This window comes from Cellulosimicrobium sp. GQ32, from assembly GCF_059758455.1.
Map to the genome: position 1 here is coordinate 1 of NZ_JCAXEP010000011.1, position 23898 is coordinate 23898.

Here is a 23898-nt window from a genome sequence, read left to right on the forward strand (position 1 = left end):
CGAACTCTTTTCGCTGATCTCCCGGCCGGCCGAGACAGACACGCGCTGACGCGAGGTAGACCCGCGCCCACGCGAGGTAGAGCCGTGGTCGCGCGAGGTAGAACCGTGGTCGCGCGAGGTAGAGCCGTGGTCGCGCGAGGTAGAGCCGTGGTCGCGCGAGGTAGAGCCGTGGTCGCGCGAGGTAGAGCCGTGGTCGCGCGAGGTAGAGCCGTGGTCGCGCGAGGTAGAGCCGTGGTCATGCCCGACGGCGCGTGGTTGCGTCGGGTGGTCGGGGTGGGTGGTGGTGCCGCGTCGTGGCGGGCCTGGCGGGAGCCGCGAGGAACGAGCGGCGGATGGTAGACGCGGCACCACCACCCACCCCGCCCGGCGTCGTCCCACCATGGTCGGCGCCCACTCGGGCGCCTGCCCGCGGTGTCGGTCTCGCTGGTACGTTTCCGCGGCCGTATCGCGCTGCTGCAGCTGGGTCGTGGGTCGCGTTACTGTCGCTCTACGCGGACGACCGGCCGCGTTGTCGGTTTCGCGAGCGCAACTCCCCACTGCCGCATCCAGTCGACGCGAGTTGCTGCCCACCGCCTTCCGCACCGCTGCGCCGCAGGCCGTGAGTCGCCGAGTGCGTCGCCGTCGCGACCCGCTCTCGTGGTGGCCACGTCTTGCCGGTCTGGTGGTTTCGGCCGGCCCGGGATGCCTGAGCTATGGTCGCCTGTTCGTCCTGGCAAGGGACCGCGTGGCGGCCCGTCCCCAGGCCATGGCCGACCGACTGCTGAGCGGTGGGGGTGGCCTCGGATGCGGAGGGGCGTCAGAGCGGCGCTCCTAGAACCCACGGCCGAGGGACCCGGTTGACGGCACCGCAGCCCCGAGCACCGAGGCCACCCGCGCCGCGGACCCGACCCCGCGGGCTTGAAGCCCGACCGCGTCCACCCTGTCGAACCACGGTTCTATTCTGTGCGACCACGGTTCTACCTCCCGCGACCACGGTCCTACCCGTGCGGCTGGGGCTCTCTCCTCGGCGGCACGCTCTCGGTCACACCCGCGTGCCGGGAGGGCCGACGGCGCGGTGGGCACGGCGTCGGTCCCCACTAGAATGGCGACCATGTCCACCATCTCCCGTGACGAGGTCGCGCGCGTCGCCGCGCTGGCCCGCATCGATCTGCGACCCGAGGAGCTGGACCGGCTCTCCGGCGAGCTCGACGTGATCGTCGACGCCATCGCCAAGGTCAGCGAGGTCGCGACACCCGACGTCCCCGCGACGAGCCACCCGCTCCCGATGACCAACGTCTTCCGGGACGACATCCCGGAGCCGCCGCTGCCGGTCGAGGACGTCCTCGCCGCGGCGCCGTCGGCCGAGGACGGACGCTTCGCCGTCCCGCAGATCCTCGGGGAGGAGTGAGATGAGTGAGGACCTGACCCGACTGTCCGCCGCCGAGCTGGCGGAGGGACTGACCGCTCGTGACTTCTCGAGCGTCGACGCGACCCAGGCGCACCTGGACCGGATCGCCGCCGTCGACGGTGCCGTGAACGCATTCCTGCACGTGAACGCGAAGGAGGCGTTGGCGACGGCGCGCTCGGTCGACGAGCGGCGCGTCGCGGGCGAGGAGCTGCACCCGCTGGCCGGTGTGCCGATCGCCGTCAAGGACGTCGTCGTGACCCAGGGCATGCCGACGACTGCCGGCTCCAAGATCCTCGAGGGCTGGATCCCGCCCTACGACGCCACGCTCGTCGAGAAGATCCGCGCCGCGGGGCTGCCGATCCTCGGCAAGACGAACATGGACGAGTTCGCCATGGGCTCGTCGACCGAGCACTCGGCCTTCGGCAACACGCGTAACCCGTGGGACCTCGACCGCATCCCGGGCGGGTCGGGTGGCGGTTCGGCCGCCGCGGTGGCCGCGTTCGAGGCGCCGCTCGCGATCGGGACGGACACGGGCGGCTCGATCCGCCAGCCCGGTGCCGTCACCGGCACCGTCGGCGTGAAGCCCACCTACGGCGGGGTCTCGCGCTACGGGCTCATCGCGATGGCGTCGTCGCTCGACCAGGCGGGTCCCGTCACGCGTACCGTGCTCGACTCGGCCCTGCTGCACGAGCTCATCGGGGGCTACGACCCGCGCGACTCGACGTCCATCCCTGGCCGCGCGCCGGCGCTCGTCGAGGCGGCGGTCCAGGGCGCCACGGGCGACCTGTCGGGCGTGCGCGTCGGCGTCGTCAAGGAGCTCAACGGCGAGGGCTACCAGGAGGGTGTCAGCGCGCGGTTCGCGCAGTCGCTCGACCTCCTGCGCGGTCTGGGCGCGGAGATCGTCGAGGTCTCCTGCCCGCACTTCGAGTACGCGCTCGGCGCGTACTACCTCATCATGCCGTCGGAGGCGTCGAGCAACCTCGCGAAGTTCGACGGCATGCGCTTCGGCCTGCGCGTCGAGCCGGAGGAGGGCCCGGTGACCGCCGAGCGCGTCATGGCCGCGACCCGCGGTGCGGGCTTCGGCGACGAGGTGAAGCGCCGCATCATCCTCGGCACGTACGCGCTGTCGGCGGGTTACTACGACGCGTACTACGGGAGCGCGCAGAAGGTCCGCACGCTCATCCAGCGCGACTTCGCCGCGGCCTTCGAGCACGCGGACGTCCTGGTCTCCCCGACGGCGCCGACCACGGCGTTCCGGTTCGGCGAGAAGCTCGACGACCCGCTGGCGATGTACCTCAACGACGTCGCGACGATCCCCGCGAACCTCGCGGGCGTCCCCGGCATGTCGGTCCCGGCGGGCCTGTCGGACGACGGGCTGCCCGTCGGGTTCCAGATCCTCGCGCCGGCCAAGGCCGACGACCGCATGTACCGGGTGGGTGCCGCGCTGGAGTCCGCGCTCCTGAGCGCGTGGGGCGGCCCGCTGCTCGACCGCGCGCCGGCGCTGCCCACGGCCACCATCGAGAAGGAAGGCCAGGTCGGATGACCGCCACGACCGTCGACCTCGTCGACTACGCCGACGCCACGCGCCGCTACGACCCCGTCATCGGGATCGAGGTGCACGTCGAGCTCGGCACGCTGACCAAGATGTTCTGCCCCGCAGAGGTGAGCTTCGGTGCGGAGCCCAACACCCAGGTGACCCCGGTCTCCCTCGGTCTCCCGGGCGCGCTGCCGGTCGTCAACGGCAAGGCCGTCGAGTACGCGATCCGCATCGGCCTCGCGCTCAACTGCCAGATCGCCGAGACGTGCCGGTTCGCGCGCAAGAACTACTTCTACCCGGACGTCCCGAAGAACTTCCAGACGTCGCAGTACGACGAGCCGATCGCGTACGACGGGTGGATCGACGTCGAGCTCGAGGACGGGACCGTGTTCCGCGTCGAGATCGAGCGCGCGCACATGGAGGAGGACGCGGGCAAGAACACCCACGTGGGTGGCGCGACCGGCCGCATCCACGGCGCAGAGTACTCGCTCGTCGACTACAACCGCGCCGGCATCCCGCTGGTGGAGATCGTCACGCGTCCCATCACGGGCGCGGGCGACCGCGCCCCCGAGGTCGCGCGCGCGTACGTGCAGACGCTGCGCGACATCTTCCGCGCGCTCGACGTGTCCGAGGCCCGCATGGAGCGCGGCAACGTCCGCGCCGACGTGAACCTCTCCCTGCGTCCGACGCCCGAGTCGCCGCTCGGCACCCGGACGGAGACGAAGAACGTCAACTCCTTCCGCTCCGTCGAGCGGGCCGTCCGGTACGAGGTCTCGCGCCAGGCCGCCGTGCTCGACGCGGGCGGCACCGTCATCCAGGAGACGCGGCACTGGCACGAGGACACGGGCATCACGACGTCCGGGCGCGTGAAGTCCGACGCCGAGGACTACCGGTACTTCCCGGAGCCGGACCTGGTCCCGATCGCGCCTCCGCGCGAGTGGATCGAGGAGATCCGTGCCGGTCTCCCGGAGCTCCCGGTCGCGCGCCGCCGTCGCCTCCAGGGCGAGTGGGGCTACGCCGACGCGGAGATGCGCGACGTCGTCAACGCGGGCGCGATCGACCTCATCGAGGCGACCGTCGCCGCCGGGACGAGCCCGGCCGGCGCGCGCAAGTGGTGGATGGGAGAGCTCGCCCGCCGCGCGAAGCAGGACGAGGTCACCCTCGAGGAGCTGCCCGTGACCCCCGCCCAGGTCGCGGCGCTCCAGGGGCTCGTCGACGCGGGCCGGATCAACGACAAGCTCGCGCGCCAAGTCCTCGACGGTGTGCTCGCCGGCGAGGGGGACCCGGAGGCCGTCGTGACCGCCCGGGGGCTCGAGGTCGTGTCCGACGACGGCGCGCTGCTCGCCGCGATCGACGAGGCGCTGGCCGCGCAGCCGGACGTCGTCGAGAAGGTCCGGGGCGGCAACCTCGGTCCGGTCGGCGCGATCATCGGCGCCGTCATGAAGGCGACACGCGGTCAGGCGGACGCCGGTCGGGTGCGCGAGCTCATCCTCGAGCGGATCGGCTGACGCCGTGACGCGCGGACCGGTCCTGCTCGGGGAGATGGTGCGCCTGCGCCCGATCGAGGCGCGGGACGCCGACCGCATGTGGGAGTCGCTCCAGGACCCGGAGTCCAACCGGCTCACGGGGACGACGGCGACGTTCACGCGCGACCAGATCGACGAGTGGTCGGCGACGATCAGCGACCGCGAGGGGCGCTACGACTGGGCCATCACCGCGGGCGCGGTGCGCGACGGTCAGCTGGTGAGCGACGAGATGATCGGCGAGATCGTGCTCAACGACCTCGACGAGGACGCCCGCTCGGCGAACCTGCGCCTCGCGCTGCTCCCGAACTACCGGGGCCGCGGCTACGGTCGTGAGGCGATCTTCGAGGTGCTGCGGTTCGCGTTCGAGGGCGTGACCGACGTCGAAGGGATCCGCCACGAGGGGCCGCGCCTGCACCGTGTGAGCCTCGACGTGCTGAGCATCAACCCGCGGGCGCGGATGCTCTACGAGTCGCTGGGCTTCCGTGAGGAGGGCCGGCTGCGCGACGTCTACCGCGACGGCGACGGGTGGGCGGACGCGACGGTGATGAGCATCCTCGAGGACGAGTTCCGGGCGGGGCTCGGCGCACCCTGAACCGTCGGACGACGACGGTCGACGCAAGGACGACACGGGAGGGCCCGGCAGCATCGGCTGCCGGGCCCTTCGCCGTCCCCAGGGACGTGCGGTTGTCGGGGGCGTGCGGTGCGCGGGACGTGCGGACTGGGGCACGTCCTGCGGCGGCGCGTGGTCCGGCCTCGTGGTGCGCGGGCGCGCGACGTGCGCTGGTGCCCGCCGCGGGGGACCGTGGTTGACATGAAGGACGCCCACGACGTACATTCATAAGACGGAAACAAATTTCCGAGATGTGGAATCAACAGAGCCCGGCGGTGTCGCACACCGCCGACCGGGCCGGACGTCGAGAGGGACGCGCAGCGATGACGCTGGACGAGTTCAACCGGTTGTCACCGGAGGAGGCGCGCGAGGCGCTGCTCGCGTGCGCGCACGTCGGGCGGTGGGCCGACGCGGTCGCCGCCGGGCGCCCGTACGCGAGCGTCGAGGACGCGGCCGACGCCGCCCTCTCCGCGGCCGACCCCTGGACCGACGACGAGGTCGACTCGGCGCTGTCCCGCCACCCCCGGATCGGGGAGCGCGCGCGGGGCGACGCTGCGGACGCGAGCATGTCGCGGTCCGAGCAGTCCGGCGTCGACACGTCCGACGACGACGTCCAGCGCCGGCTGACCGAGGGCAACCGCGCGTACGAGGAGCGGTTCGGGCACGTGTTCCTCATCCGGGCCGCGGGCCGCAGCGCCGAGGAGATCCTCGAGCAGCTCACCGAGCGGCTCGGCAACGACGCCGACACCGAGCGGGCGAACGCCGCCCGGAACCTGCGCGAGATCGCCGCGCTGCGGCTGAAGGGAATGCTGAGGGCATGAGCACCCACGCCAGCCACATCACCACGCACGTACTCGACGCGGCCAGCGGTAGGCCCGCCGAGGGGATCGCCGTCCGCCTGGAGGCGGCTCCGGAGATCGCGGACAGGACGACGGGGCAGGGCTGGTCCCTGGTGGCGTCCTCCCGCACGAACGACGACGGTCGTGTGCCCGAGCTCGGGCCCGAGACCCTCGTCCCCGGTACGTACCGGCTCGTGTTCGACACGGGCGAGTACTTCGACCGGCAAGACACCGTGTCCTTCTACCCGGAGGTCGTCATCGTCTTCCGGGTGGCGAGCGCTGAGCAGCACTACCACGTCCCCGTCCTGCTCAGCCCGTTCGCCTACTCGACCTATCGAGGGAGCTGACATGAGCACCACCACCACGACCGCCGCGCAGCCGGCGGCCACGCAGAGCAGCGGGGCCATCGTCCTGGGCGACAACCAGTGGGGCAAGGCGGAGGTGCGCCTCGTGCGCGTCGACCGCGCCACGCCTCGCCACGAGATCACGGACCTCAACGTCTCCTCGCAGCTGCGAGGCGGGCAGGAGGCCACGCACCTGGAGGGCGACAACTCCAAGTGCGTCGCCACCGACACCCAGAAGAACACGATCTACGCGTTCGCCCGCGACGGCGTCGGCGCGATCGAGGACTTCGCGATCCGCCTCGGCCGGCACTTCGTCGAGGACTTCGACTGGATCGAGGGCGGCCGCTGGGAGATCGAGCAGTACTCCTGGAACCGCATCGAGACCGCGGACGGCGAGCACGACCATGCGTTCGTCCGGAACAACCAGGAGACGCGCACGACGGTCGTCCAGCGCGACGGTGCCGAGGTCTTCGTCGTCTCGGGCCTCACGGACCTCGTCGTGCTCAAGTCGACGGGCTCGGAGTTCCACGGGTTCCCGCGCGACCGCTACACGACGCTCGTGGAGACGAACGACCGCATCCTCGCGACGTCGGTCACCTCGCGGTGGCGCTACACGACGACGGACGTCGACTTCGACGCCGTGTACGCGAAGGTCCGCGCGATCCAGCTCGAGGCGTTCGCGACGACCCACTCTCTCGCGCTCCAGCAGACGCTGTTCGCGATGGGCAAGGCGGTCCTCGAGGCGATCCCCGAGATCGCCGAGATCAAGTTCTCGATGCCGAACAAGCACCACTTCCTCGTGGATCTCGCGCCGTTCGGCCTCGACAACCCGAACGAGGTCTTCTACGCGGCGGACCGCCCGTACGGCCTCATCGAGGCCACGGTCCTGCGCGAGGGCGAGCCGGCCGAGCCGCGCGCCTGGGCGACGGTCACCGGGTTCTGCTGAGCCGACCGTGACGGACGGACGCGCCCTGCCGGACCGCGGAGCACCCGCGGCCCGGCAGGGCGCGCCCGCACCGTCGCACGCCGGCGCCGCCTCAGGGCGCGGCGGTGATGAGCTCGCGCGTGAGCTCGCTCGCGACGCGGTGCAGCACCGGCACGGCTCGCTCCCCGAACTCGTACGTCACCCGGGCCGCGGGGCCCGAGACGGACAGGGCGGTGGGGGTCGGGGCGTCCGGCACCGCGACGGCGAAGCAGCGCACGCCGAGCTCCTGCTCGCCGTCGTCGATCGCGTACCCGCGCTCGCGCGTCGCCGCGAGCTCCGTGAGGAGCGCGTCGACGTCGGTGATCGACTGGTCGGTCGCGGGCGGCATGCCGACCCGGCCCATGATCTCGCGCACCGTCTGGTCGGGGAGCTGGGCGAGCACGGCCTTGCCGACGCCCGTGCAGTGGGTGAAGACGCGCCGGCCCACCTCGGTGAACATCCGCATGGAGTGGCTCGACGACGCCTGGGCCACGTAGACCGCCATGTCGCGGTCGATCATCGCGAGGTTCGCCGACTCGCCGAGGTCGCGGGCGAGCTGCTCGAGGTAGGGGCGGGCGCCGGCGCCGAGCTGGCGGCCCGCCGACTCGCCGAGCCGGATGAGGCGCGGGCCGAGGGTGTACCGCCGCGACGGCGTCTGGCGCACGTAGCCCTGAGCGAGCAGCGTGCGCAGCAGGCGGTGGATCGTCGGCAGGGGCAGCCCGGCGTGCTGCGCGAGCTCGCTCAGCCCGGACTCGCCGCCGAAGTCGGCGAGCAGCTCGAGCAGCTCGATCGCGCGGTCCACGGACTGCACGCCCCCGGCCGGCTTCGCCGCCCGAGCACCCGGCACGGTCTCCGTCGGCTCCGTCGCCGCCGGTGTCTCGGCCATCTCACCATCTCCTGTCCACCAGGTGCCGCCCGACGGCGGGCGCACCCCGCCTGAGCAGTGCGGGAACCTCCCGCGCTCCCTTCCGCATCACGGAAGACACGCATCAGCATACGAGAAGAAGGAACGAACATGACGTCCGAGACGAAGGCCCCGGAGACGCAGGCCACGACGGCGAAGAGCGCCGCGACCAGCCCGAGCTACTCCATCACGCTGCGCGTCGAGGCCCCCAGCGGTCACCGCACGGCGAGCGACCTCGTCGCGGCCGTGAGCGCGACGGGTGCCGCGATCACGGGCGTCGACGTCTCGGAGTCGGGCGCCGACCGCCTCGTCGTCGACATCACGGCCGACACCGTCGACGCTGCGCACGTGGAGCAGATCCGGGACGCGCTGAGCGCGCTCGACGGCCTCACCGTGCGGCACGTGAGCGACGCGACGTTCCTCATGCACCTCGGCGGCAAGCTCGAGGTCAACCCCAAGGTCCCGCTGCGCCACCGCGCCGACCTGGCCCGCGCCTACACGCCCGGCGTGGCGCGCGTGTGCCTGGCCATCGCCGAGCGTCCTGAGGACGCGCGCCGCCTGACGGTCAAGCGCAACACCGTCGCGGTCGTGACCGACGGCACCGCCGTCCTCGGCCTGGGCGACATCGGCCCCGCCGCCGCGCTGCCCGTCATGGAGGGCAAGGCCGCGCTGTTCAAGCAGTTCGCGGGCGTCGACGCCTGGCCGGTGTGCCTCGACACGACCGACACCGAGGAGATCATCCGCACGGTGAAGGCCATCGCGCCCGTGTACGGCGGGATCAACCTCGAGGACATCTCGGCGCCGCGCTGCTTCGAGATCGAGCGCCGGCTGCGCGAGGAGCTCGACATCCCCGTGTTCCACGACGACCAGCACGGCACGGCGATCGTCGTCCTCGCGGCGCTGACCAACGCGCTGCGCGTCGTCGGCAAGACGATCGAGGACGTGCGCATCGTCGTCTCCGGCGTGGGCGCCGCGGGCAACGCGATCATCTCGCTGCTCCAGGGCCAGGGTGCTCGCCGCATCGTCGCGTTCGACCGACACGGCGCGATCCACCCGGGCGCGAACCTCACGGACGACCACCGTCGTCGCCTCGCCGAGACCACCAACGCCGAGGGCTTCACCGGCACGCTCCGCGAGGGCCTGGCCGGCGCCGACGTGTTCATCGGCGTCTCCGGCCCCAACATCCTCACGGGCGACGACGTCGCCACGATGGCCGACGACGCGATCGTCTTCGCGCTGGCGAACCCGACGCCCGAGGTCGACCCCATCGCCGCGGCGCAGCACGCGACCGTCGTCGCGACGGGCCGCAGCGACTACCCGAACCAGATCAACAACGTGCTCGCGTTCCCCGGCCTGTTCCGCGGCCTGCTCGACGTCGGCGCGAGCGAGATCACCGACGAGATGCTGCGAGCCGCGGCCGTCGCGATCGCGGACGCGGTCGCGCCCGAGGAGCTCAGCGCGAGCTACATCGTGCCGAGCGTGTTCGAGCCCGCGGTCTCCAAGGCCGTCGCGCGCGCCGTCGCCGAGGTCGCGGAGCGCGGTCGCGCGGAGCAGGCTCAGGGGAGCACCACGTCGGGCCACCACGTCGGGTCGGCGCCCCGGTCCTGACGCAGCGTCGTCAGCCCGGCCGCCCCGCAGAAAGGACACACCATGACCACCACCACGGCCGTCGCCGTCCACGGACCCGCCGTCGAGCGGTCCGACGAGATCCTCACCCCGGAGGCGCTCGACTTCGTCGCCGCGCTCCAGCGCCGGTTCGGCGCGCGCCGCGACGAGCTGCTCGCCGCTCGCGCGGCGCGGCGCGAGGAGGTCTCCCGCAGCGGTCGCCTCGACTTCCTGCCCGAGACCGCCGACGTGCGCGCGGGGGACTGGACGGTCGCCGGCGCGCCCGCCGACCTCCGGGACCGCCGTGTCGAGATCACCGGTCCGCCGACGCCCAAGATGGCGATCAACGCCCTCAACTCCGGCGCGAAGGTGTGGCTCGCGGACCTCGAGGACGCGTCGACGCCGCACTGGGCCAACGTCGTCGGGGGCCAGGTGGCCCTGCACGACGCCACGCGGCGCACGCTCGCGTTCACCTCGCCGGAGGGCAAGCAGTACGCGCTGCGTCCCGAGGCCGACGGCGACGCGCTCGCCGTCATGGTCGTCCGACCGCGTGGGTGGCACTTCGACGAGGTGCACCTGACCGTGGACGGGACGCCCGCCGTCGGTGCGCTCGTCGACTTCGGCCTGCACTTCTTCCACAACGCCGCGGAGCTCCTCGCGCGCGGCTCCGGGCCGTACTACTACCTGCCGAAGATGGAGTCGCACCTCGAGGCGCGCCTGTGGGACGAGGTCTTCACGTACGCGCAGGAGGCGCTCGGGATCCCGCACGGGACGATCCGCGCGACGGTGCTCATCGAGACCATCCCGGCAGCGTTCGAGATGGACGAGATCCTCTACGAGCTCCGCGACCATGCGTCGGGGCTCAACGCAGGCCGCTGGGACTATCTGTTCTCCGTCATCAAGTACTTCCGCGACTCGGGCCCGTCGTTCACGCTGCCCGACCGCGGCGCCATCACCATGACCGCGCCCTTCATGCGCGCGTACACCGAGCTGCTCGTGCAGACGTGCCACAAGCGTGGGGCGTTCGCGATGGGCGGCATGGCCGCGGTCATCCCGAACCGTCGCGAGCCCGAGGTCACGGCCCAGGCGTTCGACAAGGTGCGCGCCGACAAGCAGCGCGAGGCCGGCGACGGGTTCGACGGTTCGTGGGTCGCGCACCCGGACCTCGTGCCCGTGTGCCGCGAGGTGTTCGACGGCGTGCTCGGCGACCGGCCCAACCAGCTCGACCGACAGCGCCCCGAGGTCCACGTCACGGCCGACCAGCTCCTCGACGTCTCGACCGCCGGGGGCGACATCACCGAGGCCGGGCTGCGCAACAACCTCTACGTGTCCGTCGCGTACGTCGCGGCGTGGCTCGCGGGCAACGGCGCGGTCGCCATCCACAACCTCATGGAGGACGCCGCGACCGCGGAGATCTCGCGCTCGCAGGTCTGGCAGTGGGTGCGCTCGGGCGCGTCGTTCACGGCGGGCGAGAGCGCGGGCACGACGGTCACCGCGGACCTGGTCCGCACGCTCCTGCGCGAGGAGACCGCGCGGCTGCGCGACGACGTCGGGCACGAGGCGTACGACGCCGGTCCCTACGACCGGGCCGCCGCGCTCGTCGAGGACATCGCGCTCAACGAGCACTACGTCGACTTCCTCACGCTCCCGGCGTACGAGGACGTCGTCGCGCACGAGCAGGACGCCTCCTGATGCCGGCGGGGTTCCCGGAGGGGTCGGGCTCGACATCGGGGCAGGCCTTCAGCGAGCAGGGCGTCGCCGCGCTGCACGCGACGCTCGACGGTCTGCTCGCGCCGTGGGACGCGGAGCTCGAGGCGCGGTACCCGGGCGACGACGGCACGCGCCAGCCCGTGCACACCGTCTACGTGCCGGGGGACCGGTACACCGCGGGCCTCGCGCCCGAGTGGGCGGCCCGGGCGCGCGAGGCGGTCGACGCAGCGGGCGGCGGTGCCGAGGGGGTACGTCGGCTCGTCGACCTGCTCGGGATCGGTGCGGGATCCGGGGGCGGCCTCGCCGACGCCGTGGCCGAGCGCGTGCGTGCCAAGCTCGCCGTCGAGGCGATCGAGGACCTGCGGATCGACTTCGAGGACGGGTTCGGCGACCGCGGCGACGCGGCCGAGGACGCTGCGGTCGCGGCGGCCGCACGCGAGCTCGCTCGTGCCGAGGCGCAGGGCACCGCGACGCCGTTCAGCGGGATCCGCATCAAGTGCCTCGAGGCCGCGACGCGTCGGCGCGGGGTACGCACCCTCGCGCTGTTCGTCGCGGAGCTCGTGGCGGCCCGCGCGGCCCTGGGCCGGACGGGCCTGCCCGACGGCTTCGTCGTCACGCTCGCCAAGGTCACCGCGCCGCAGCAGGTCGAGGCGATGGCGGTCGCGTGCGAGCGCGTCGAGCAGGCGAACGGCCTGGAGCCGGGCAGCCTGCGGTTCGAGGTGCAGGTCGAGACGCCGCAGGCGCTGCTCGCGGCGGACGGCACGGCGACCGTCGCGCGGCTCGTGCACGCGGCACCCGGGCGCGTCACGGCGCTGCACTACGGCACGTACGACTACTCGGCGTCGCTCGGCATCGCGGCGGCGTACCAGTCGATGGAGCACCCCGCGGCCGACCACGCGAAGTCGGTCATGCAGCTCGCGGTCGCGGGCACAGGCGTGCGCCTGTCGGACGGCTCGACCAACGTGCTCCCCGTCGGCGACCCGCAGGCCGTCGACGCGGCGTGGCGCCTGCACGGTCGACTCGTGCGCCGATCGCTCGAGCGCGGCTACTACCAGGGCTGGGACCTGCACCCCGCGCAGCTCCCGAGCCGGTTCGCCGCGACGTACGCGTTCTACCGCGAGGGCGCGGCCTCGGCGCTCGCGCGCCTCGCCGCGTACGTCGGGTTCGTGCCCGACGCCGGCGGCGTGCTCGACGAGCCCGCCACGGCCAAGGCGATGGCCTGGTTCCTCGGGCGCGGCGTCGACTGCGGCGCGCTCACCGAGGCCGAGGTCCGTGCCGCGACCGGTCTCGACCGCGTCGGGCTCGACGCTGTCCGCGTCTCGGGGCACGCCCCGCAGCCCGTCGCGGGCTGACCCACGCCCGCGCACCTTCCCGTCCGCCCGCCGCCCCCGTCCAGCCCGCCGCGACCGACCGCCGTCGGCCCGGGCCATCATCTCGAGGAGTGAACCCATGACCCAGACCACCCCCTACTACACCCCGCAGGGTGGCCTGCCCGGCCAGACCGAGCTGCTCACCGACCGCGCGATCGTCACCGAGGCCTACACGGTGATCCCGCGCGGCGTGCTGCGCGACATCGTCACGAGCAACCTGCCGGGCTGGGACAAGACCCGGCTGTGGGTGCTCGCCCGGCCGATCGAGGGGTTCGCGACGACGTTCGCGCAGTACGCCATGGAGGTCTCGCCCGGCGGCGGGTCGGACCAGGGCGAGGACGAGGAGACCGTGCAGTCCGTCGTCTTCGTCACCGAGGGCACGCTCGTGCTCACGCTCGCGGGGGTCGAGCACGTGCTGGAGCCCGGCGGGTACGCGTACCTCGCGGCGGGGGAGCGGTGGGCGCTGCGCAACCGCTCCGACGCGAAGGCCGCGTTCCAGTGGATCCGCAAGGTGTACGAGCCGATCCCGGGCCACACCGCGACGTCGTTCGTCACGCGCGAGCAGGACGTCGAGCCGCGCGCGATGCCGGACACCGACGGCGTGTGGGTGACGACCCGGTTCGTCGACCCCGACGACCTCGCGCACGACATGCACGTCAACATCGTGACGTTCCAGCCCGGCGGGTCCATCCCGTTCGCGGAGACGCACATCATGGAGCACGGTCTGTACGTCCTCGAGGGCAAGGCCGTCTACCGCCTCAACGGCGACTGGGTCGAGGTCCAGGAGGGCGACTTCATGTGGCTCCGGGCGTTCTGCCCGCAGGCCTGCTACGCCGGCGGCCCCAAGCCGTTCCGCTACCTGCTCTACAAGGACGTGAACCGGCAGGTCAAGCTCGACCGCCGCCGCTGACGCAGCACCCGGATGTGGGCATGGAAAGGGCCCGGTTCCGCACGCGGAACCGGGCCCTTTCCATGCCCACAACCGGACGGGGTGCCGCACCGGCTGTTGACGCTCCGCCGTGGGCGTGCCTACACTTCCATACAGCAGAAGAAAAGTTCCGCAGTATGGAATCGCAAGGTCGCGAGACGCGGATGGACCCAGGGAGACGACGATGAGCCCCGCACCGACGTACACCGTCAACTGCTCGATCCTGCTCACGGAACTGCCGCTGCTCGAGCGGCCGGCCGCCGCGGCGGCCGCGGGCTTCCGCGGCGTCGAGTTCTGGTGGCCGTTCGCGTCGCCCGTTCCGGCGAAGGACGAGGTCGACGCGTTCGTCGATGCGATCGAGGGGGCGGGCGTCCAGCTCACCGGGCTGAACTTCGACGCCGGCAACATGCCCGGCGGTGACCGCGGCCTCGTGTCGTGGCCCGCGCGCTCGGCCGATCTGCGCGCCAACCTCGACGTCGTCACCGCGATCGGCGAGCGCACCGGCTGCCGCGCGTTCAACGCCCTCTACGGCAACCGCCAGGAGGACGCGACGCCCGAGGCGCAGGACGAGCTGGGTGCCGAGAACCTCGCGCTCGCCGCCCGGGCCGTCGGGCGCATCGAGGGCACGGTGCTCGTCGAGCCCGTGAGCGGCGCCCCGGCCTACCCGCTCAAGACCGCCGCCGACGCCGTGCGCGTCATCGACCGGGTCGCGGCCGACCACGGCGAGACGAACCTGGGTCTCCTGTTCGACGTCTACCACCTGTCCGTCAACGGCGACGACGTCGACGCGGCGCTCTCGACCTACCGCGGGCGCATCGCCCACGTGCAGATCGCCGACGCCCCCGGGCGCGGCGAGCCCGGCACGGGCGACCTGCCGATCGACCGCTGGACCAAGGACCTGCGCGCCGGCGGCTACGACGGCTGGATCGGCCTCGAGTACAAGACGGAGGCCGCCGACCCGTTCGCGTGGCTCCCGGCAGCCGAGCGCTGACCTCCACGCTCGTCCACCGGCCGACACAGACCCCCCGACCTGAACCCCCCAGAGGAGCACACCATGGCCTCCATCGCCTTCATCGGACTCGGCATCATGGGCAGCCCCATGGCCGTCCACCTCCAGACCGCCGGCCACGACGTCGCGGGCTACAACCGCAGCCCCGAGAAGACCGCGCCGCTCGTCGAGGCCGGCGGTCGCGCGGCGGAGTCGGTCGCCGACGCCGTCTCCGGCGCCGACGTCGTCGCGATCATGGTCCCGGACTCGCCCGACGTCGAGGCCGTCCTCACCGGCGACGACGGCGTCCTCGCGAACGCCAAGCCCGGCGCGCTCGTCATCGACTTCTCCTCGATCCGTCCCGACGTCACGGTCGCGCTCGCGCGGCAGGCGACCGACGCGGGGCTGCGCATCATCGACGCCCCCGTCTCGGGCGGCGAGCCCGGCGCGATCAACGCGGCGCTGTCGATCATGGTCGGCGGCACGCCCGAGGACTTCGAGGCGGCCAAGCCGTTCCTCGACGTCGTCGGCAAGACGGTCGTGCACGTGGGCCCGAACGGCTCCGGACAGACCGTCAAGGCCGCCAACCAGCTCATCGTCGCCGCGAACATCCAGGCGCTCGCCGAGGCGATCGTGTTCCTCGAGGCGTACGGCGTCGACACCGAGGCCGCGATCGAGGTCCTCGGCGGCGGGCTCGCGGGCTCGGCCGTGCTGAACCAGAAGGCGCGCAAGATGCTCGACCGCGACTTCGGCCCCGGGTTCCGCATCGAGCTCCATCACAAGGACCTCGGCATCGTCACCGCCGCGGCCCGCGAGGCGGGCGTCGTGGCGCCGCTCGGCGGCCTCGTCGCCCAGCTCATGGCCTCCGCCCGCGCGAACGGCGACGGCGGCCTCGACCACTCCGGCCTGTTCCGCGGCGTCGAGCGCCTGTCCGGCCGCGACGGCTCCTGACCTTCCCTGACGACGACGTCACCTCCAGCAAGGAGAGAAACCATGCCTCGTATGCGTGCGGTGGACGCCGCAGTGGCGATCCTCGAGATCGAGGGCGCGACCCAGGCGTTCGGCCTGCCCGGCGCCGCCATCAACCCCTTCTACTCCGCGATGCGCGCGCACGGCGGCATCGACCACGTGCTCGCCCGCCACGTCGAGGGCGCGTCGCACATGGCCGACGGCTACTCCCGCGCGAAGCCGGGGAACATCGGCATCTGCATCGGCACGTCGGGGCCCGCGGGCACCGACATGATCACCGGCCTCTATGCCGCGTGGGCCGACTCGATCCCGATGCTCTGCATCACGGGCCAGGCGCCGGTCGCCAAGCTCGACAAGGAGGACTTCCAGGCCGTCGACATCGCGAGCATCGCCGCTCCGGTGACCAAGCTGGCCAAGACCGTCCTCGAGGCCGGCCAGGTGCCGCAGGTCTTCCAGCAGGCGTTCCACCTCATGCGCTCGGGTCGTCCCGGCCCGGTGCTCGTCGACCTGCCGATCGACGTGCAGCTCACGGAGATCGAGTTCGACCCGGCGACGTACCAGCCCCTGCCCGTGCACCGACCGACGGCGACGCGCGCCCAGGCGGAGAAGGCGATCGACCTGCTGCTCGCGGCCGAGCGCCCCCTGCTGATCGCGGGCGGCGGCATCGTCAACGCGGGCGGCGAGGACCTGCTCGTCGAGCTCGCCGAGACCCTGGGCGTCCCCGTGATCCCGACCCTCATGGGCTGGGGCGTCATCCCCGACGACCACGCGCTCATGGCCGGCATGGCCGGGCTCCAGACGTCGCACCGCTACGGCAACGCGAACCTGCTCGCCTCGGACTTCGTGCTCGGGATCGGCAACCGCTGGGCCAACCGCCACACGGGCGGCCTCGACACCTACCGCGCGGGCCGCACGTTCGTCCACGTCGACATCGAGCCGACGCAGATCGGGCGCGTGTTCGCGCCCGACTACGGCATCGTCTCCGACGCGAAGGCCGCCCTCGAGCTCTTCGTCGAGGTCGCGCGCGAGCGCCGCGACGCCGGGCAGGCGCGCGACTACTCCGGCTGGGCCGCCGAGTGCGCCGAGCGCAAGCGCACGCTCCAGCGCAAGACGCACTTCACCGAGATCCCCATCAAGCCGCAGCGCGTGTACGAGGAGATGAACAAGGCGTTCGGGCCCGAGACCCGCTACGTCACGACGATCGGTCTCTCGCAGATCGCCGGCGCGCAGTTCCTCCACGTGTACAAGCCGCGGCACTGGATCAATGCCGGCCAGGCGGGTCCGCTCGGCTGGACCGGACCGGCGGCGCTCGGCGTCGCGAAGGCCGTGCCGGACGAGCCGGTCGTCGCGCTCTCGGGCGACTACGACTTCCAGTTCATGATCGAGGAGCTCGCCGTCGGCGCGCAGTTCAACCTGCCGTACGTGCACGTCGTCGTGAACAACTCCTACCTCGGCCTCATCCGGCAGTCGCAGCGCGCGTTCGACATGGACTACCACGTCCAGCTGTCGTTCGAGAACATCAACTCGCCCGAGGTGGGCGGCTACGGCGTCGACCATGTCAAGGTGGCCGAGGGCCTGGGCTGCAAGGCGATCCGCGTGACCGACCCCGACGAGCTCGGCGACGCGTTCGCCAAGGCGCAGGGCATGGCCGCCGAGTTCCGCGTCCCGGTCGTTGTCGAGGTGATCCTGGAGCGCGTGACGAACATCGCGATGGGCGTCGAGCTCACGGGCGTCAACGAGTTCGAGGACCTCGCGATCTCGGCCGACGACGCGCCGACCGCCGTCGCGCTGCTCGACTGAGCGTGCCGCACCGGAGGAGCAGACGACATGGAGGAGGATGCGATGAGTGCGGGTGAGGTGAGCGGTCGCGAGCACGAGTACGACCTCGTCGTGCGGGGCGAGCGCGTGCTCGTCGCGTCGGGCGAGCAGCCGCGCGAGGTCGGGGTCAGCGGGGGAGTGGTCCGGGCGATCGAGCCCCTGGGCGCGGGGCTCGACGGCGCACGCGTCGTCGAGCTGGAGCCGCACCAGGTGCTGGTCCCCGGCCTCGTGGACACCCACGTGCACGTCAACGAGCCCGGGCGCACCGAGTGGGAGGGCTTCGCGTCCGCGACGCGGGCCGCCGCGGCGGGCGGCGTGACGACGATCGTCGACATGCCGCTCAACTCCATCCCGCCGACGGTCGACGTCGAGGCGCTCGAGACCAAGCAGAAGGTCGCGCGCGACCAGGCGTTCGTCGACGTCGGGTTCTGGGGCGGCGCCGTGCCCGGCAACGCCGACGAGCTGCGACCCCTGTGGGACGCGGGCGTGTTCGGCTTCAAGTGCTTCCTGCTGCACTCGGGCGTCGAGGAGTACGGGTACCTCGAGCCCGACGAGCTCGAGGCCGACCTGCGCGTCCTCGCCGACTTCGACGGCCTCATGCTCGTCCACGCGGAGGACTCGCGCGCGATCGAGCGGGCGCCCACCCCGCACGGCGACCACTACGACGCGTTCCTCGCGTCGCGCCCGCGCGGCGCGGAGAACGTCGCGATCGCGGCGGTGATCGAGGCGGCGCGCTGGACCGGGGCGCGCGCGCACGTGCTGCACCTGTCGAGCTCGGACGCGCTGCCGATGATCCGGAGCGCGAAGCGCGAGGGCGTGCGCCTCACGGTCGAGACGTGCCCGCACTACCTGGCGCTCGCGGCGGAGGAGATCCCGGACGGCGCGACGCAGTTCAAGTGCTGCCCGCCCATCCGGGAGATCGACAACCGCGAGCTGCTCTGGGAGGGGCTGCTCGACGGGACGATCGACTGCATCGTCTCCGACCACTCCCCGAGCACGCCCGACCTCAAGGACCTCGACACCGGGGACTTCGGCACGGCCTGGGGCGGGGTCTCGTCGCTCCAGCTCGGGCTCGCGATCGTGTGGACCGAGGCGCGGACGCGGGGCGTGCCGTTCGCGCGCGTCGTCGAGTGGATGTCGTCCCGGCCGGCCGGCATCGCGGGGCTCCAGCGCAAGGGCTCGATCGCGCTCGGGTTCGACGCCGACCTCGCGGTCGTCGAGCCGGACACGGCTTTCGTCGTCGACCCCAAGGCCCTGCACCACAAGAACCCCGTCACGCCGTACGCCGACCGCGCGCTCTCGGGCGCCGTCGTCGCGACGTACCTGCGGGGCGAGGAGATCACGTTCGACCGCCCCACGGGCCGCCTCCTCGCGCGCGGCGAGGCGTGAGGGCCTGGGGCGGCACCGCTGGTGGGTGCCGCCTCGATCTCACGAGGTAGAGCCCTGGTTCGCCGAGGTAGAGCCCTGGTCATGACCACGGCTCTACCTCGGCCTACCAGGGCTCTACCTCGGCTGGGTGCGGGTGTGCGGGTCAGGACTCCGCGAGGAGCTCGTCGAGCTGCTCGTAGCCCTCGCGGACGCCGACCTCCATGCCGCTCGCGACGAAGCTGTCGCGACCCTCGATCGAGTCGACGAGCGACGTCGCGGTGAGACGGCTGCGACCGTCGGGCAGGTCCTCGAACACGAGGCGGTCCAGCGAGACGCCGTCGGGGAAGCCCTCGTAGGTGAACGTCTGGACGATGAGCTCGTCCGGGCGCACCTCGTGGACGCTGCCGAAGAACGCGTACTCGTTGCCGTCGGGGTCCACCTGGACGTAGCGGTAGGCGCCGCCCGTGCGCACGTCCCAGTGCTCGTTGCGCTGGGTGAGGTAGCGCGGGCCGTTCCAGCGCGCGAACAGCTCCGGGTCGAGATGGGCGCGGAAGACCTTCGCCGCGGGCGCGTCGAACTCGCGCACGATGCGGACGATCGGGAGGTCCTTCGGGACGACGATCTCGGTCTCGCGGGTGCCGGTGGTGGTCATGGTGCTGCTCCTGTCGTCGGGTCGTTCTCGGGTGCGGCCGCCGGGTCGGGCAGGTCGCGCAGGACGTCGTCGAGGCGGCGGTAGCGGTCCTCCGCCTCGCGCCGGTAACGCTCGATCCACTTCGTCATGAGGTCGAAGACCTCCGCCTCGAGATGCACGGGGGCGCGTCGGGCGTCCGTCGTGCGGGTCACCAGGCCGGAGTCCTCGAGCACGCGCAGGTGCTTGGACACGGCCTGGACGGACATGTCGTACGGCCGGGCGAGCTCGCCCACGCTGGCGTCGCCCGACGCGAGCCGGGCCACCATGTCGCGGCGCGTGGGGTCGGCCAGCGCCGAGAACACGCGGGAGAGCGGGTCGGCCGTCACGGGACCTCCTCGTCGGGCGCCGCGAGCGGCCGCCCGTCGTCAACTGTTTGGTTGACTATGACGCTACGCCGGCGTCGTGCCGTCGTCAACCCTACGGTTGATAAAAGTGTCAGGTCCGTCGTGCGCGCTCGAAGTCGTCGAGCGAGACCTTGCGCTCGACGGCGTGATCCACGATCCGCTCGGGGTACCCGGCCGGTTGCTCGCGCAGCGTCCACGGCTCGTGGACCGCCCGGCCCTCGACGCCCCGCAGCTCCGGCACCCAGCGGCGCACGTAGGCGCCGACCGGGTCGAACTTCTTGCCCTGGGTGACGGGGTTGAAGATGCGGAAGTACGGCGCGGCGTCCCGGCCAGTCCCCGCCACCCACTGCCAGTTGAGCTGGTTCTGCGAGACGTCGCCGTCCGCGAGGTGCGCCATGAAGTGCTCCGCGCCGCGCTGCCACCGCACGTGCAGGTCCTTGACGAGGAACGACGCCACGACCATCCGCACGCGGTTGTGCATCCACCCCTCGCCGAGGAGCTGGCGCATCCCCGCGTCGACGAGCGGGTAGCCGGTACGCCCGGCCGCCCAGGCCTCGAGGTACCGGTCCTCGTCCGCGCCGGTCGCCCACGCGTCGTCGGGCACGACCGTGCGCAGCGACCGCCGCGCGGCCCCCGGGTGGTGGAACAGGACGTCCGCGTGGAACTCGCGCCACGCGAGCTCCGAGCGGTAGGCGAGCACGTCGTCGGACGGTGCGAGACCCTCGTGCAGGGCGCTCCGCACGTCCGCGAGGAGGGTCCGGGGGTGGAGCTCGCCCCACTTGAGCGGGATCGACATGCCCGACGTCGCGGGCCGGTCAGGGCGGTCGCGCTCGGTCGCGTAGCCCGCGAGGTGGTCCGCCAGGAAGTCCCGCCACCGCCGGCGCGCGGCCGTCTCGCCCGCGGCAGGGAGCCGGGCGTCGGTCCCCGGGTCCTCCGGGACGCCGTCGGACCGCAGCGACGCCCACGGCACGTCGCGCGGGCGCGGCACCGGGTCGCGCCACCCGTGCGCGACCCACGCCTCGCGGAACGGCGTGAAGACCTGGAACGGGGTCCCTGTGCGCGTGCGCAGGCGTCCCGGCGCGACGGCGTAGGGCGAGCCGGTGCGCACGAGGTGCGCGCCGGCGTCGGGCAGCGCCTCCTCGACCGCGACGTCGCGGGCCACGCCGTAGGGCTCGGACGACGCCGCGACGTGCACCTCGCGCGCCTCGACCTCGCGCGCGACGGCGGGCACGACGGCGCGCGGGTCGCCGTGCCGGACGACGAGCCGGCCGCCCGTCGCCTCGTCGAGCGCGGCGAGGCTCCGCGCGAGGTAGGCGCGGCGCGGGTCGCCCGCGGAGCCCCACAGGCGGGGGTCGAGCACGTAGAGCGCGACGACCTCGTCGTCCGCGTCCCGGGCGGCCTGCACCGCCGCCACGAGGGCCGGGTTGTCGGCGAGGCGGAGGTCGCGGCGGCACCACCAGAGCGTCGGCATCCGGCCACGCTAACGGTCGCAGGCGGTGCACGCCGGTGGGAGCATCGCAGGATGGGTGGTGACGACCGACGAGAGCAGGACGACGCGCGACGCCGCGCGCTCGGGCGCGAGGCGCGCACCGAGCCGGAGGCCGGGACACCGCCCCTCGGGCCGGGGACCGCGGCCGGTGTAGAGGTCACCGAGGGGCCTGCGGCGGGCGCCATCGTCGGGGACCACGCGTTCTTCGGGCATCCGCGCGGCCTGCTGACGCTCTTCACCACGGAGCTGTGGGAGCGGTTCAGCTACTACGGGATGCGCGCGATCCTGCTGTTCTACCTCACGGACACCGTGGCGAACGGCGGGCTGGGCATCGGGGAGACGACCGGGCTCGCGCTCGTGTCGATCTACGGCACGAGCGTGTACCTGCTCTCGGTCGTCGGCGGCTGGCTCGCGGACCGCGTGATCGGTTCGCGGCGCTCGGTCCTGTACGGCGGGATCATCATCGCGGCCGGGCACGTGAGCCTGACGGTCCCCGGCGCGGGCTTCTCGATGGCCGGCATCGCGATGGTCGCGCTCGGGACCGGCCTGCTCAAGCCCAACGTGTCCTCGATGGTCGGCGAGCTCTACGCGCGCGACGACCCGCGCCGCGACTCGGGCTTCTCCATCTTCTACATGGGCATCAACCTCGGGTCGTTCATCGCGCCGTTCCTCGTCGGGGCGGCGCGTGCCTGGGGCGGCTACCACGCCGGGTTCGCCGTCGCGGCGGTCGGCATGGCCGTCGCGCTCGTGTTCTTCGTCGCCGGCCGCCGCTACCTCGGCGAGGCGGGCGCGCACGTGCCCAACCCCGTGCGCCCCGAGGAGCGGGCGAAGATCGCGCGCATCTTCCTGCTCATCGCCGCGGGCGTCGTGCTCGTCGGACTGATCGCGGTCCTGGTGGCCGGCGGCTTCGACATCTCGACGTTCATCGACACGATGTCCTATCTCGCGTTCCTCGCGCCGATCGCGTACTTCGTCGTCATGTACCGCTCGCCGCGCGTGACCGACGCCGAGCGTCCCCGCGTCATCGCGTACATCCCGCTGTTCGTCGCGGCGATGCTCTTCTGGATGATCTTCGAGCAGGCCGCGACGACGCTCTCTGCGTTCGCCAAGGACCGGACCGACCTCACGTTCTTCGGGGTCGGCATCAGCCCCGAGTTCTTCCAGTCGGTGAACCCGCTGTCGATCATCGTCCTCGCGCCGGTGTTCGCGTGGATCTGGATCAAGACCGGTGACCGCCCGACGACGGCCAACAAGTTCGCGATCGGCCTCACGCTCGCGTCGGTCTCGTTCCTCTTCCTCGCCGTCGCGTCCGCGGTCGTCGGCGACGGCAAGGCGCCGTCGTGGGTGCTCGTGCTCGTCTACGTCATCCAGACGCTCGGTGAGCTGTGCCTGTCTCCCGTCGGTCTCGCGGCCACGACACTCCTCGCGCCCAAGGCGTTCCGCTCCCAGGCGATGGCGCTGTGGTTCCTCGCGCCCGCGGCGGGGCAGGCCATCACGGCGCAGGTCGTGCAGGTCACCGAGGGGGCGTCGGACACCGCGTACTTCGGCAGCATCGGCGCCGTGACGCTCGTGTTCGCGCTCGCGCTGTTCGCGCTCGCGCCGTGGGTCACGCGGCACATCCGTCACGCCGACGAGCTCGAGGGCGCGCACACCGCCGGGGCCTGACGGGGCGGTGCGGGCGTGCGCACCGCGACCGGGGCGCGCGAGGCCGCGCCGTTGCGACCTCGCGCGGTTCCGGGCCCGGCGTCCTGCTGTCAGCGCAGCCAGGGCGCCCGGCGGACCAGGGGCAGCGCGGCCCAGCGACGTCCGAGCCCCCAGGTGTCGCCCGCGAGCGTCGTCGCGAGGACGACGAGGAGCAGCACCACGAGGACGTGCTGGTCGACGACCGGGTTGTTCGAACCGGCCGTGAACGGCCACTGCGAGAGCCAGAGCATCCCGAAGAGCAGGGCGCCGCTCACCGCGGCCACGCGCAGGCCGATCCCGAGCAGGAGCGCGAGCCCCACGCCGAGCAGCCCGAGCATGAAGAGCCAGTCGGAGACCGGGCCGGCCATCGCGGTGAACGTCCCCGCGAGCGGGCCCTGGACCCCGTGCTCGAGGTAGCCCTGCGCCGGGGCGGCGCCCGCGAGCCACGCGCGGTCGCGCGGCGTCGCGTAGCCGAGGCCGACGAGCTTGTCGGCGAACGGCCAGAGGAAGACGACGGCGCCGCCGAGCCGGGCGAGCGCGAGGGCGTGCCGGGCTGAGGAGCGCGTGACGACGTCGTCCTGGGTGACGAGGCCGGGCGCCGCCGGGGCGGTGGCGCCGGGAGCGGCCCCGGACGACGCGTCGGGCGGTGAGGTCGTGCGGGTGGTGGACGTGGACATGAGGTGCCCCCTCGGGAACGGGATCTGCGGATCGGGTCGGTGCCAGGACCTGGCCTGCTGCCCCTGCGCGGTGTCGCTCTCCGTCGAGGCGTCGCGCAGGTCCCTGGCCGTGACGTGCTCGTCCACGGTGGCAGGGGTACCCGTGGC

General features: G+C 72.7%; 21 protein-coding genes. 16 read left to right on the forward strand and 5 right to left on the reverse strand.

Going from position 1 to position 23898, the window contains the following annotated elements:
• Positions 1 to 1090 precede the first annotated feature (1090 nt).
• The 7 genes from gatC to pucL all read left to right on the forward strand — a co-directional run bounded on the left by gatC (position 1091) and on the right by pucL (position 7189).
• Positions 1091 to 1387 (forward strand): Asp-tRNA(Asn)/Glu-tRNA(Gln) amidotransferase subunit GatC, encoded by a 297-nt coding sequence (gatC, locus tag AC6CH9_RS16480; protein ID WP_047232578.1) that lies wholly within the window; start codon positions 1091 to 1093, stop codon positions 1385 to 1387.
• Position 1388: 1 nt separating this feature from the next.
• A complete protein-coding gene (gene gatA / locus AC6CH9_RS16485) occupies positions 1389 to 2930 on the forward strand; it encodes an Asp-tRNA(Asn)/Glu-tRNA(Gln) amidotransferase subunit GatA (protein WP_498155864.1) in 1542 nt (513 codons plus the stop codon).
• Positions 2927 to 4432 (forward strand): Asp-tRNA(Asn)/Glu-tRNA(Gln) amidotransferase subunit GatB, encoded by a 1506-nt coding sequence (gatB, locus tag AC6CH9_RS16490; RefSeq protein WP_498155865.1) that lies wholly within the window; start codon positions 2927 to 2929, stop codon positions 4430 to 4432. Before gatA ends, gatB begins: the two co-directional genes overlap by 4 nt.
• A 4-nt stretch (positions 4433 to 4436) precedes the next feature.
• Positions 4437 to 5042: a GNAT family N-acetyltransferase gene (locus tag AC6CH9_RS16495; RefSeq protein ID WP_498155866.1), complete on the forward strand. Its 606-nt coding sequence runs from the start codon at positions 4437 to 4439 to the stop codon at positions 5040 to 5042.
• 341 nt (positions 5043 to 5383) lie between these two features.
• Positions 5384 to 5881 (forward strand): 2-oxo-4-hydroxy-4-carboxy-5-ureidoimidazoline decarboxylase, encoded by a 498-nt coding sequence (uraD, locus tag AC6CH9_RS16500; protein WP_498155867.1) that lies wholly within the window; start codon positions 5384 to 5386, stop codon positions 5879 to 5881.
• Positions 5878 to 6246 carry a hydroxyisourate hydrolase gene (uraH, locus tag AC6CH9_RS16505; RefSeq protein WP_498155868.1) on the forward strand — a complete coding sequence of 123 codons (369 nt, stop codon included), beginning with the start codon at positions 5878 to 5880 and terminating at the stop codon, positions 6244 to 6246. The genes uraD and uraH overlap by 4 nt, the downstream gene beginning before the upstream one ends.
• 1 nt (position 6247) lies before the next feature.
• The gene (pucL, locus tag AC6CH9_RS16510; RefSeq protein ID WP_498155869.1) at positions 6248 to 7189 is read left to right on the forward strand and encodes a factor-independent urate hydroxylase; all 942 of its coding nucleotides are present in this window, start codon (positions 6248 to 6250) and stop codon (positions 7187 to 7189) included.
• A 91-nt stretch (positions 7190 to 7280) separates the two neighbouring features.
• On the opposite strand, the gene AC6CH9_RS16515 is transcribed toward pucL, so the two are convergent.
• Positions 7281 to 8093, reverse strand: a complete 813-nt coding sequence (locus tag AC6CH9_RS16515) for an IclR family transcriptional regulator (RefSeq protein ID WP_498155870.1) — start codon at positions 8091 to 8093, stop codon at positions 7281 to 7283.
• 129 nt (positions 8094 to 8222) lie between these two features.
• Between AC6CH9_RS16515 and AC6CH9_RS16520 the strand changes: the two genes are divergently transcribed.
• From AC6CH9_RS16520 to allB, 8 genes are all read left to right on the forward strand, one after another.
• Positions 8223 to 9719 carry an NAD-dependent malic enzyme gene (locus tag AC6CH9_RS16520; RefSeq protein ID WP_498155871.1) on the forward strand — a complete coding sequence of 499 codons (1497 nt, stop codon included), beginning with the start codon at positions 8223 to 8225 and terminating at the stop codon, positions 9717 to 9719.
• A 42-nt stretch (positions 9720 to 9761) separates the two neighbouring features.
• Positions 9762 to 11408, forward strand: coding sequence for a malate synthase A (aceB, locus tag AC6CH9_RS16525; RefSeq protein ID WP_498155872.1), 1647 nt, complete (start codon positions 9762 to 9764; stop codon positions 11406 to 11408).
• Positions 11405 to 12778 carry a DUF6986 family protein gene (locus AC6CH9_RS16530; protein ID WP_498155985.1) on the forward strand — a complete coding sequence of 458 codons (1374 nt, stop codon included), beginning with the start codon at positions 11405 to 11407 and terminating at the stop codon, positions 12776 to 12778. Before aceB ends, AC6CH9_RS16530 begins: the two co-directional genes overlap by 4 nt.
• A gap of 97 nt (positions 12779 to 12875) precedes the next feature.
• On the forward strand, positions 12876 to 13706 hold the full coding sequence (locus AC6CH9_RS16535) for a bifunctional allantoicase/(S)-ureidoglycine aminohydrolase (RefSeq protein WP_498155873.1): 831 nt from the start codon (positions 12876 to 12878) through the stop codon (positions 13704 to 13706).
• Between the two features lie 202 nt (positions 13707 to 13908).
• Positions 13909 to 14715 carry a hydroxypyruvate isomerase family protein gene (locus AC6CH9_RS16540; protein ID WP_498155874.1) on the forward strand — a complete coding sequence of 269 codons (807 nt, stop codon included), beginning with the start codon at positions 13909 to 13911 and terminating at the stop codon, positions 14713 to 14715.
• A gap of 63 nt (positions 14716 to 14778) precedes the next feature.
• Positions 14779 to 15663, forward strand: coding sequence for a 2-hydroxy-3-oxopropionate reductase (locus AC6CH9_RS16545; RefSeq protein ID WP_498155875.1), 885 nt, complete (start codon positions 14779 to 14781; stop codon positions 15661 to 15663).
• A 42-nt stretch (positions 15664 to 15705) separates the two neighbouring features.
• Positions 15706 to 17481 (forward strand): glyoxylate carboligase, encoded by a 1776-nt coding sequence (gene gcl, locus AC6CH9_RS16550; RefSeq protein ID WP_498155876.1) that lies wholly within the window; start codon positions 15706 to 15708, stop codon positions 17479 to 17481.
• Positions 17482 to 17523: 42 nt separating this feature from the next.
• On the forward strand, positions 17524 to 18888 hold the full coding sequence (gene allB / locus AC6CH9_RS16555; RefSeq protein ID WP_498155877.1) for an allantoinase AllB: 1365 nt from the start codon (positions 17524 to 17526) through the stop codon (positions 18886 to 18888).
• Positions 18889 to 19030: 142 nt separating this feature from the next.
• On the opposite strand, the gene AC6CH9_RS16560 is transcribed toward allB, so the two are convergent.
• From AC6CH9_RS16560 to AC6CH9_RS16570, 3 genes are all read right to left on the reverse strand, one after another.
• Positions 19031 to 19519: an SRPBCC family protein gene (locus tag AC6CH9_RS16560; RefSeq protein WP_498155878.1), complete on the reverse strand. Its 489-nt coding sequence runs from the start codon at positions 19517 to 19519 to the stop codon at positions 19031 to 19033.
• Positions 19516 to 19884, reverse strand: coding sequence for an ArsR/SmtB family transcription factor (locus AC6CH9_RS16565; protein WP_047232516.1), 369 nt, complete (start codon positions 19882 to 19884; stop codon positions 19516 to 19518). Before AC6CH9_RS16565 ends, AC6CH9_RS16560 begins: the two co-directional genes overlap by 4 nt.
• A gap of 109 nt (positions 19885 to 19993) precedes the next feature.
• The gene (locus tag AC6CH9_RS16570) at positions 19994 to 21373 is read right to left on the reverse strand and encodes a cryptochrome/photolyase family protein (protein ID WP_498155879.1); all 1380 of its coding nucleotides are present in this window, start codon (positions 21371 to 21373) and stop codon (positions 19994 to 19996) included.
• A 51-nt stretch (positions 21374 to 21424) separates the two neighbouring features.
• On the opposite strand from AC6CH9_RS16570, the gene AC6CH9_RS16575 reads away from it, so the two are divergent.
• Positions 21425 to 23056, forward strand: a complete 1632-nt coding sequence (locus AC6CH9_RS16575) for a peptide MFS transporter (protein ID WP_498155880.1) — start codon at positions 21425 to 21427, stop codon at positions 23054 to 23056.
• Positions 23057 to 23145: 89 nt separating this feature from the next.
• Here the strand turns inward: AC6CH9_RS16575 and AC6CH9_RS16580 are convergent, their stop codons facing one another.
• Positions 23146 to 23751 carry a DoxX family protein gene (locus AC6CH9_RS16580; protein WP_498155881.1) on the reverse strand — a complete coding sequence of 202 codons (606 nt, stop codon included), beginning with the start codon at positions 23749 to 23751 and terminating at the stop codon, positions 23146 to 23148.
• Positions 23752 to 23898: the final 147 nt, after the last annotated feature.

What these genes read in the sequence shown, in the direction of transcription:
- AC6CH9_RS16580 (WP_498155881.1), bottom strand. Translation starts at nt 23,751, where the DNA reads ATGTCCACGTCCACCACCCGCACGACCTCACCGCCCGACGCGTCGTCC.
- AC6CH9_RS16520 (WP_498155871.1), top strand. Translation starts at nt 8,223, where the DNA reads ATGACGTCCGAGACGAAGGCCCCGGAGACGCAGGCCACGACGGCGAAG.
- AC6CH9_RS16560 (WP_498155878.1), bottom strand. Translation starts at nt 19,519, where the DNA reads ATGACCACCACCGGCACCCGCGAGACCGAGATCGTCGTCCCGAAGGAC.
- AC6CH9_RS16575 (WP_498155880.1), top strand. Translation starts at nt 21,425, where the DNA reads ATGGGTGGTGACGACCGACGAGAGCAGGACGACGCGCGACGCCGCGCG.
- uraD (WP_498155867.1), top strand. Translation starts at nt 5,384, where the DNA reads ATGACGCTGGACGAGTTCAACCGGTTGTCACCGGAGGAGGCGCGCGAG.
- gatB (WP_498155865.1), top strand. Translation starts at nt 2,927, where the DNA reads ATGACCGCCACGACCGTCGACCTCGTCGACTACGCCGACGCCACGCGC.
- AC6CH9_RS16535 (WP_498155873.1), top strand. Translation starts at nt 12,876, where the DNA reads ATGACCCAGACCACCCCCTACTACACCCCGCAGGGTGGCCTGCCCGGC.
- AC6CH9_RS16515 (WP_498155870.1), bottom strand. Translation starts at nt 8,093, where the DNA reads ATGGCCGAGACACCGGCGGCGACGGAGCCGACGGAGACCGTGCCGGGT.
- allB (WP_498155877.1), top strand. Translation starts at nt 17,524, where the DNA reads ATGAGTGCGGGTGAGGTGAGCGGTCGCGAGCACGAGTACGACCTCGTC.
- AC6CH9_RS16540 (WP_498155874.1), top strand. Translation starts at nt 13,909, where the DNA reads ATGAGCCCCGCACCGACGTACACCGTCAACTGCTCGATCCTGCTCACG.
- AC6CH9_RS16570 (WP_498155879.1), bottom strand. Translation starts at nt 21,373, where the DNA reads ATGCCGACGCTCTGGTGGTGCCGCCGCGACCTCCGCCTCGCCGACAAC.
- uraH (WP_498155868.1), top strand. Translation starts at nt 5,878, where the DNA reads ATGAGCACCCACGCCAGCCACATCACCACGCACGTACTCGACGCGGCC.
- gatA (WP_498155864.1), top strand. Translation starts at nt 1,389, where the DNA reads ATGAGTGAGGACCTGACCCGACTGTCCGCCGCCGAGCTGGCGGAGGGA.
- AC6CH9_RS16545 (WP_498155875.1), top strand. Translation starts at nt 14,779, where the DNA reads ATGGCCTCCATCGCCTTCATCGGACTCGGCATCATGGGCAGCCCCATG.
- gatC (WP_047232578.1), top strand. Translation starts at nt 1,091, where the DNA reads ATGTCCACCATCTCCCGTGACGAGGTCGCGCGCGTCGCCGCGCTGGCC.
- pucL (WP_498155869.1), top strand. Translation starts at nt 6,248, where the DNA reads ATGAGCACCACCACCACGACCGCCGCGCAGCCGGCGGCCACGCAGAGC.
- gcl (WP_498155876.1), top strand. Translation starts at nt 15,706, where the DNA reads ATGCCTCGTATGCGTGCGGTGGACGCCGCAGTGGCGATCCTCGAGATC.
- aceB (WP_498155872.1), top strand. Translation starts at nt 9,762, where the DNA reads ATGACCACCACCACGGCCGTCGCCGTCCACGGACCCGCCGTCGAGCGG.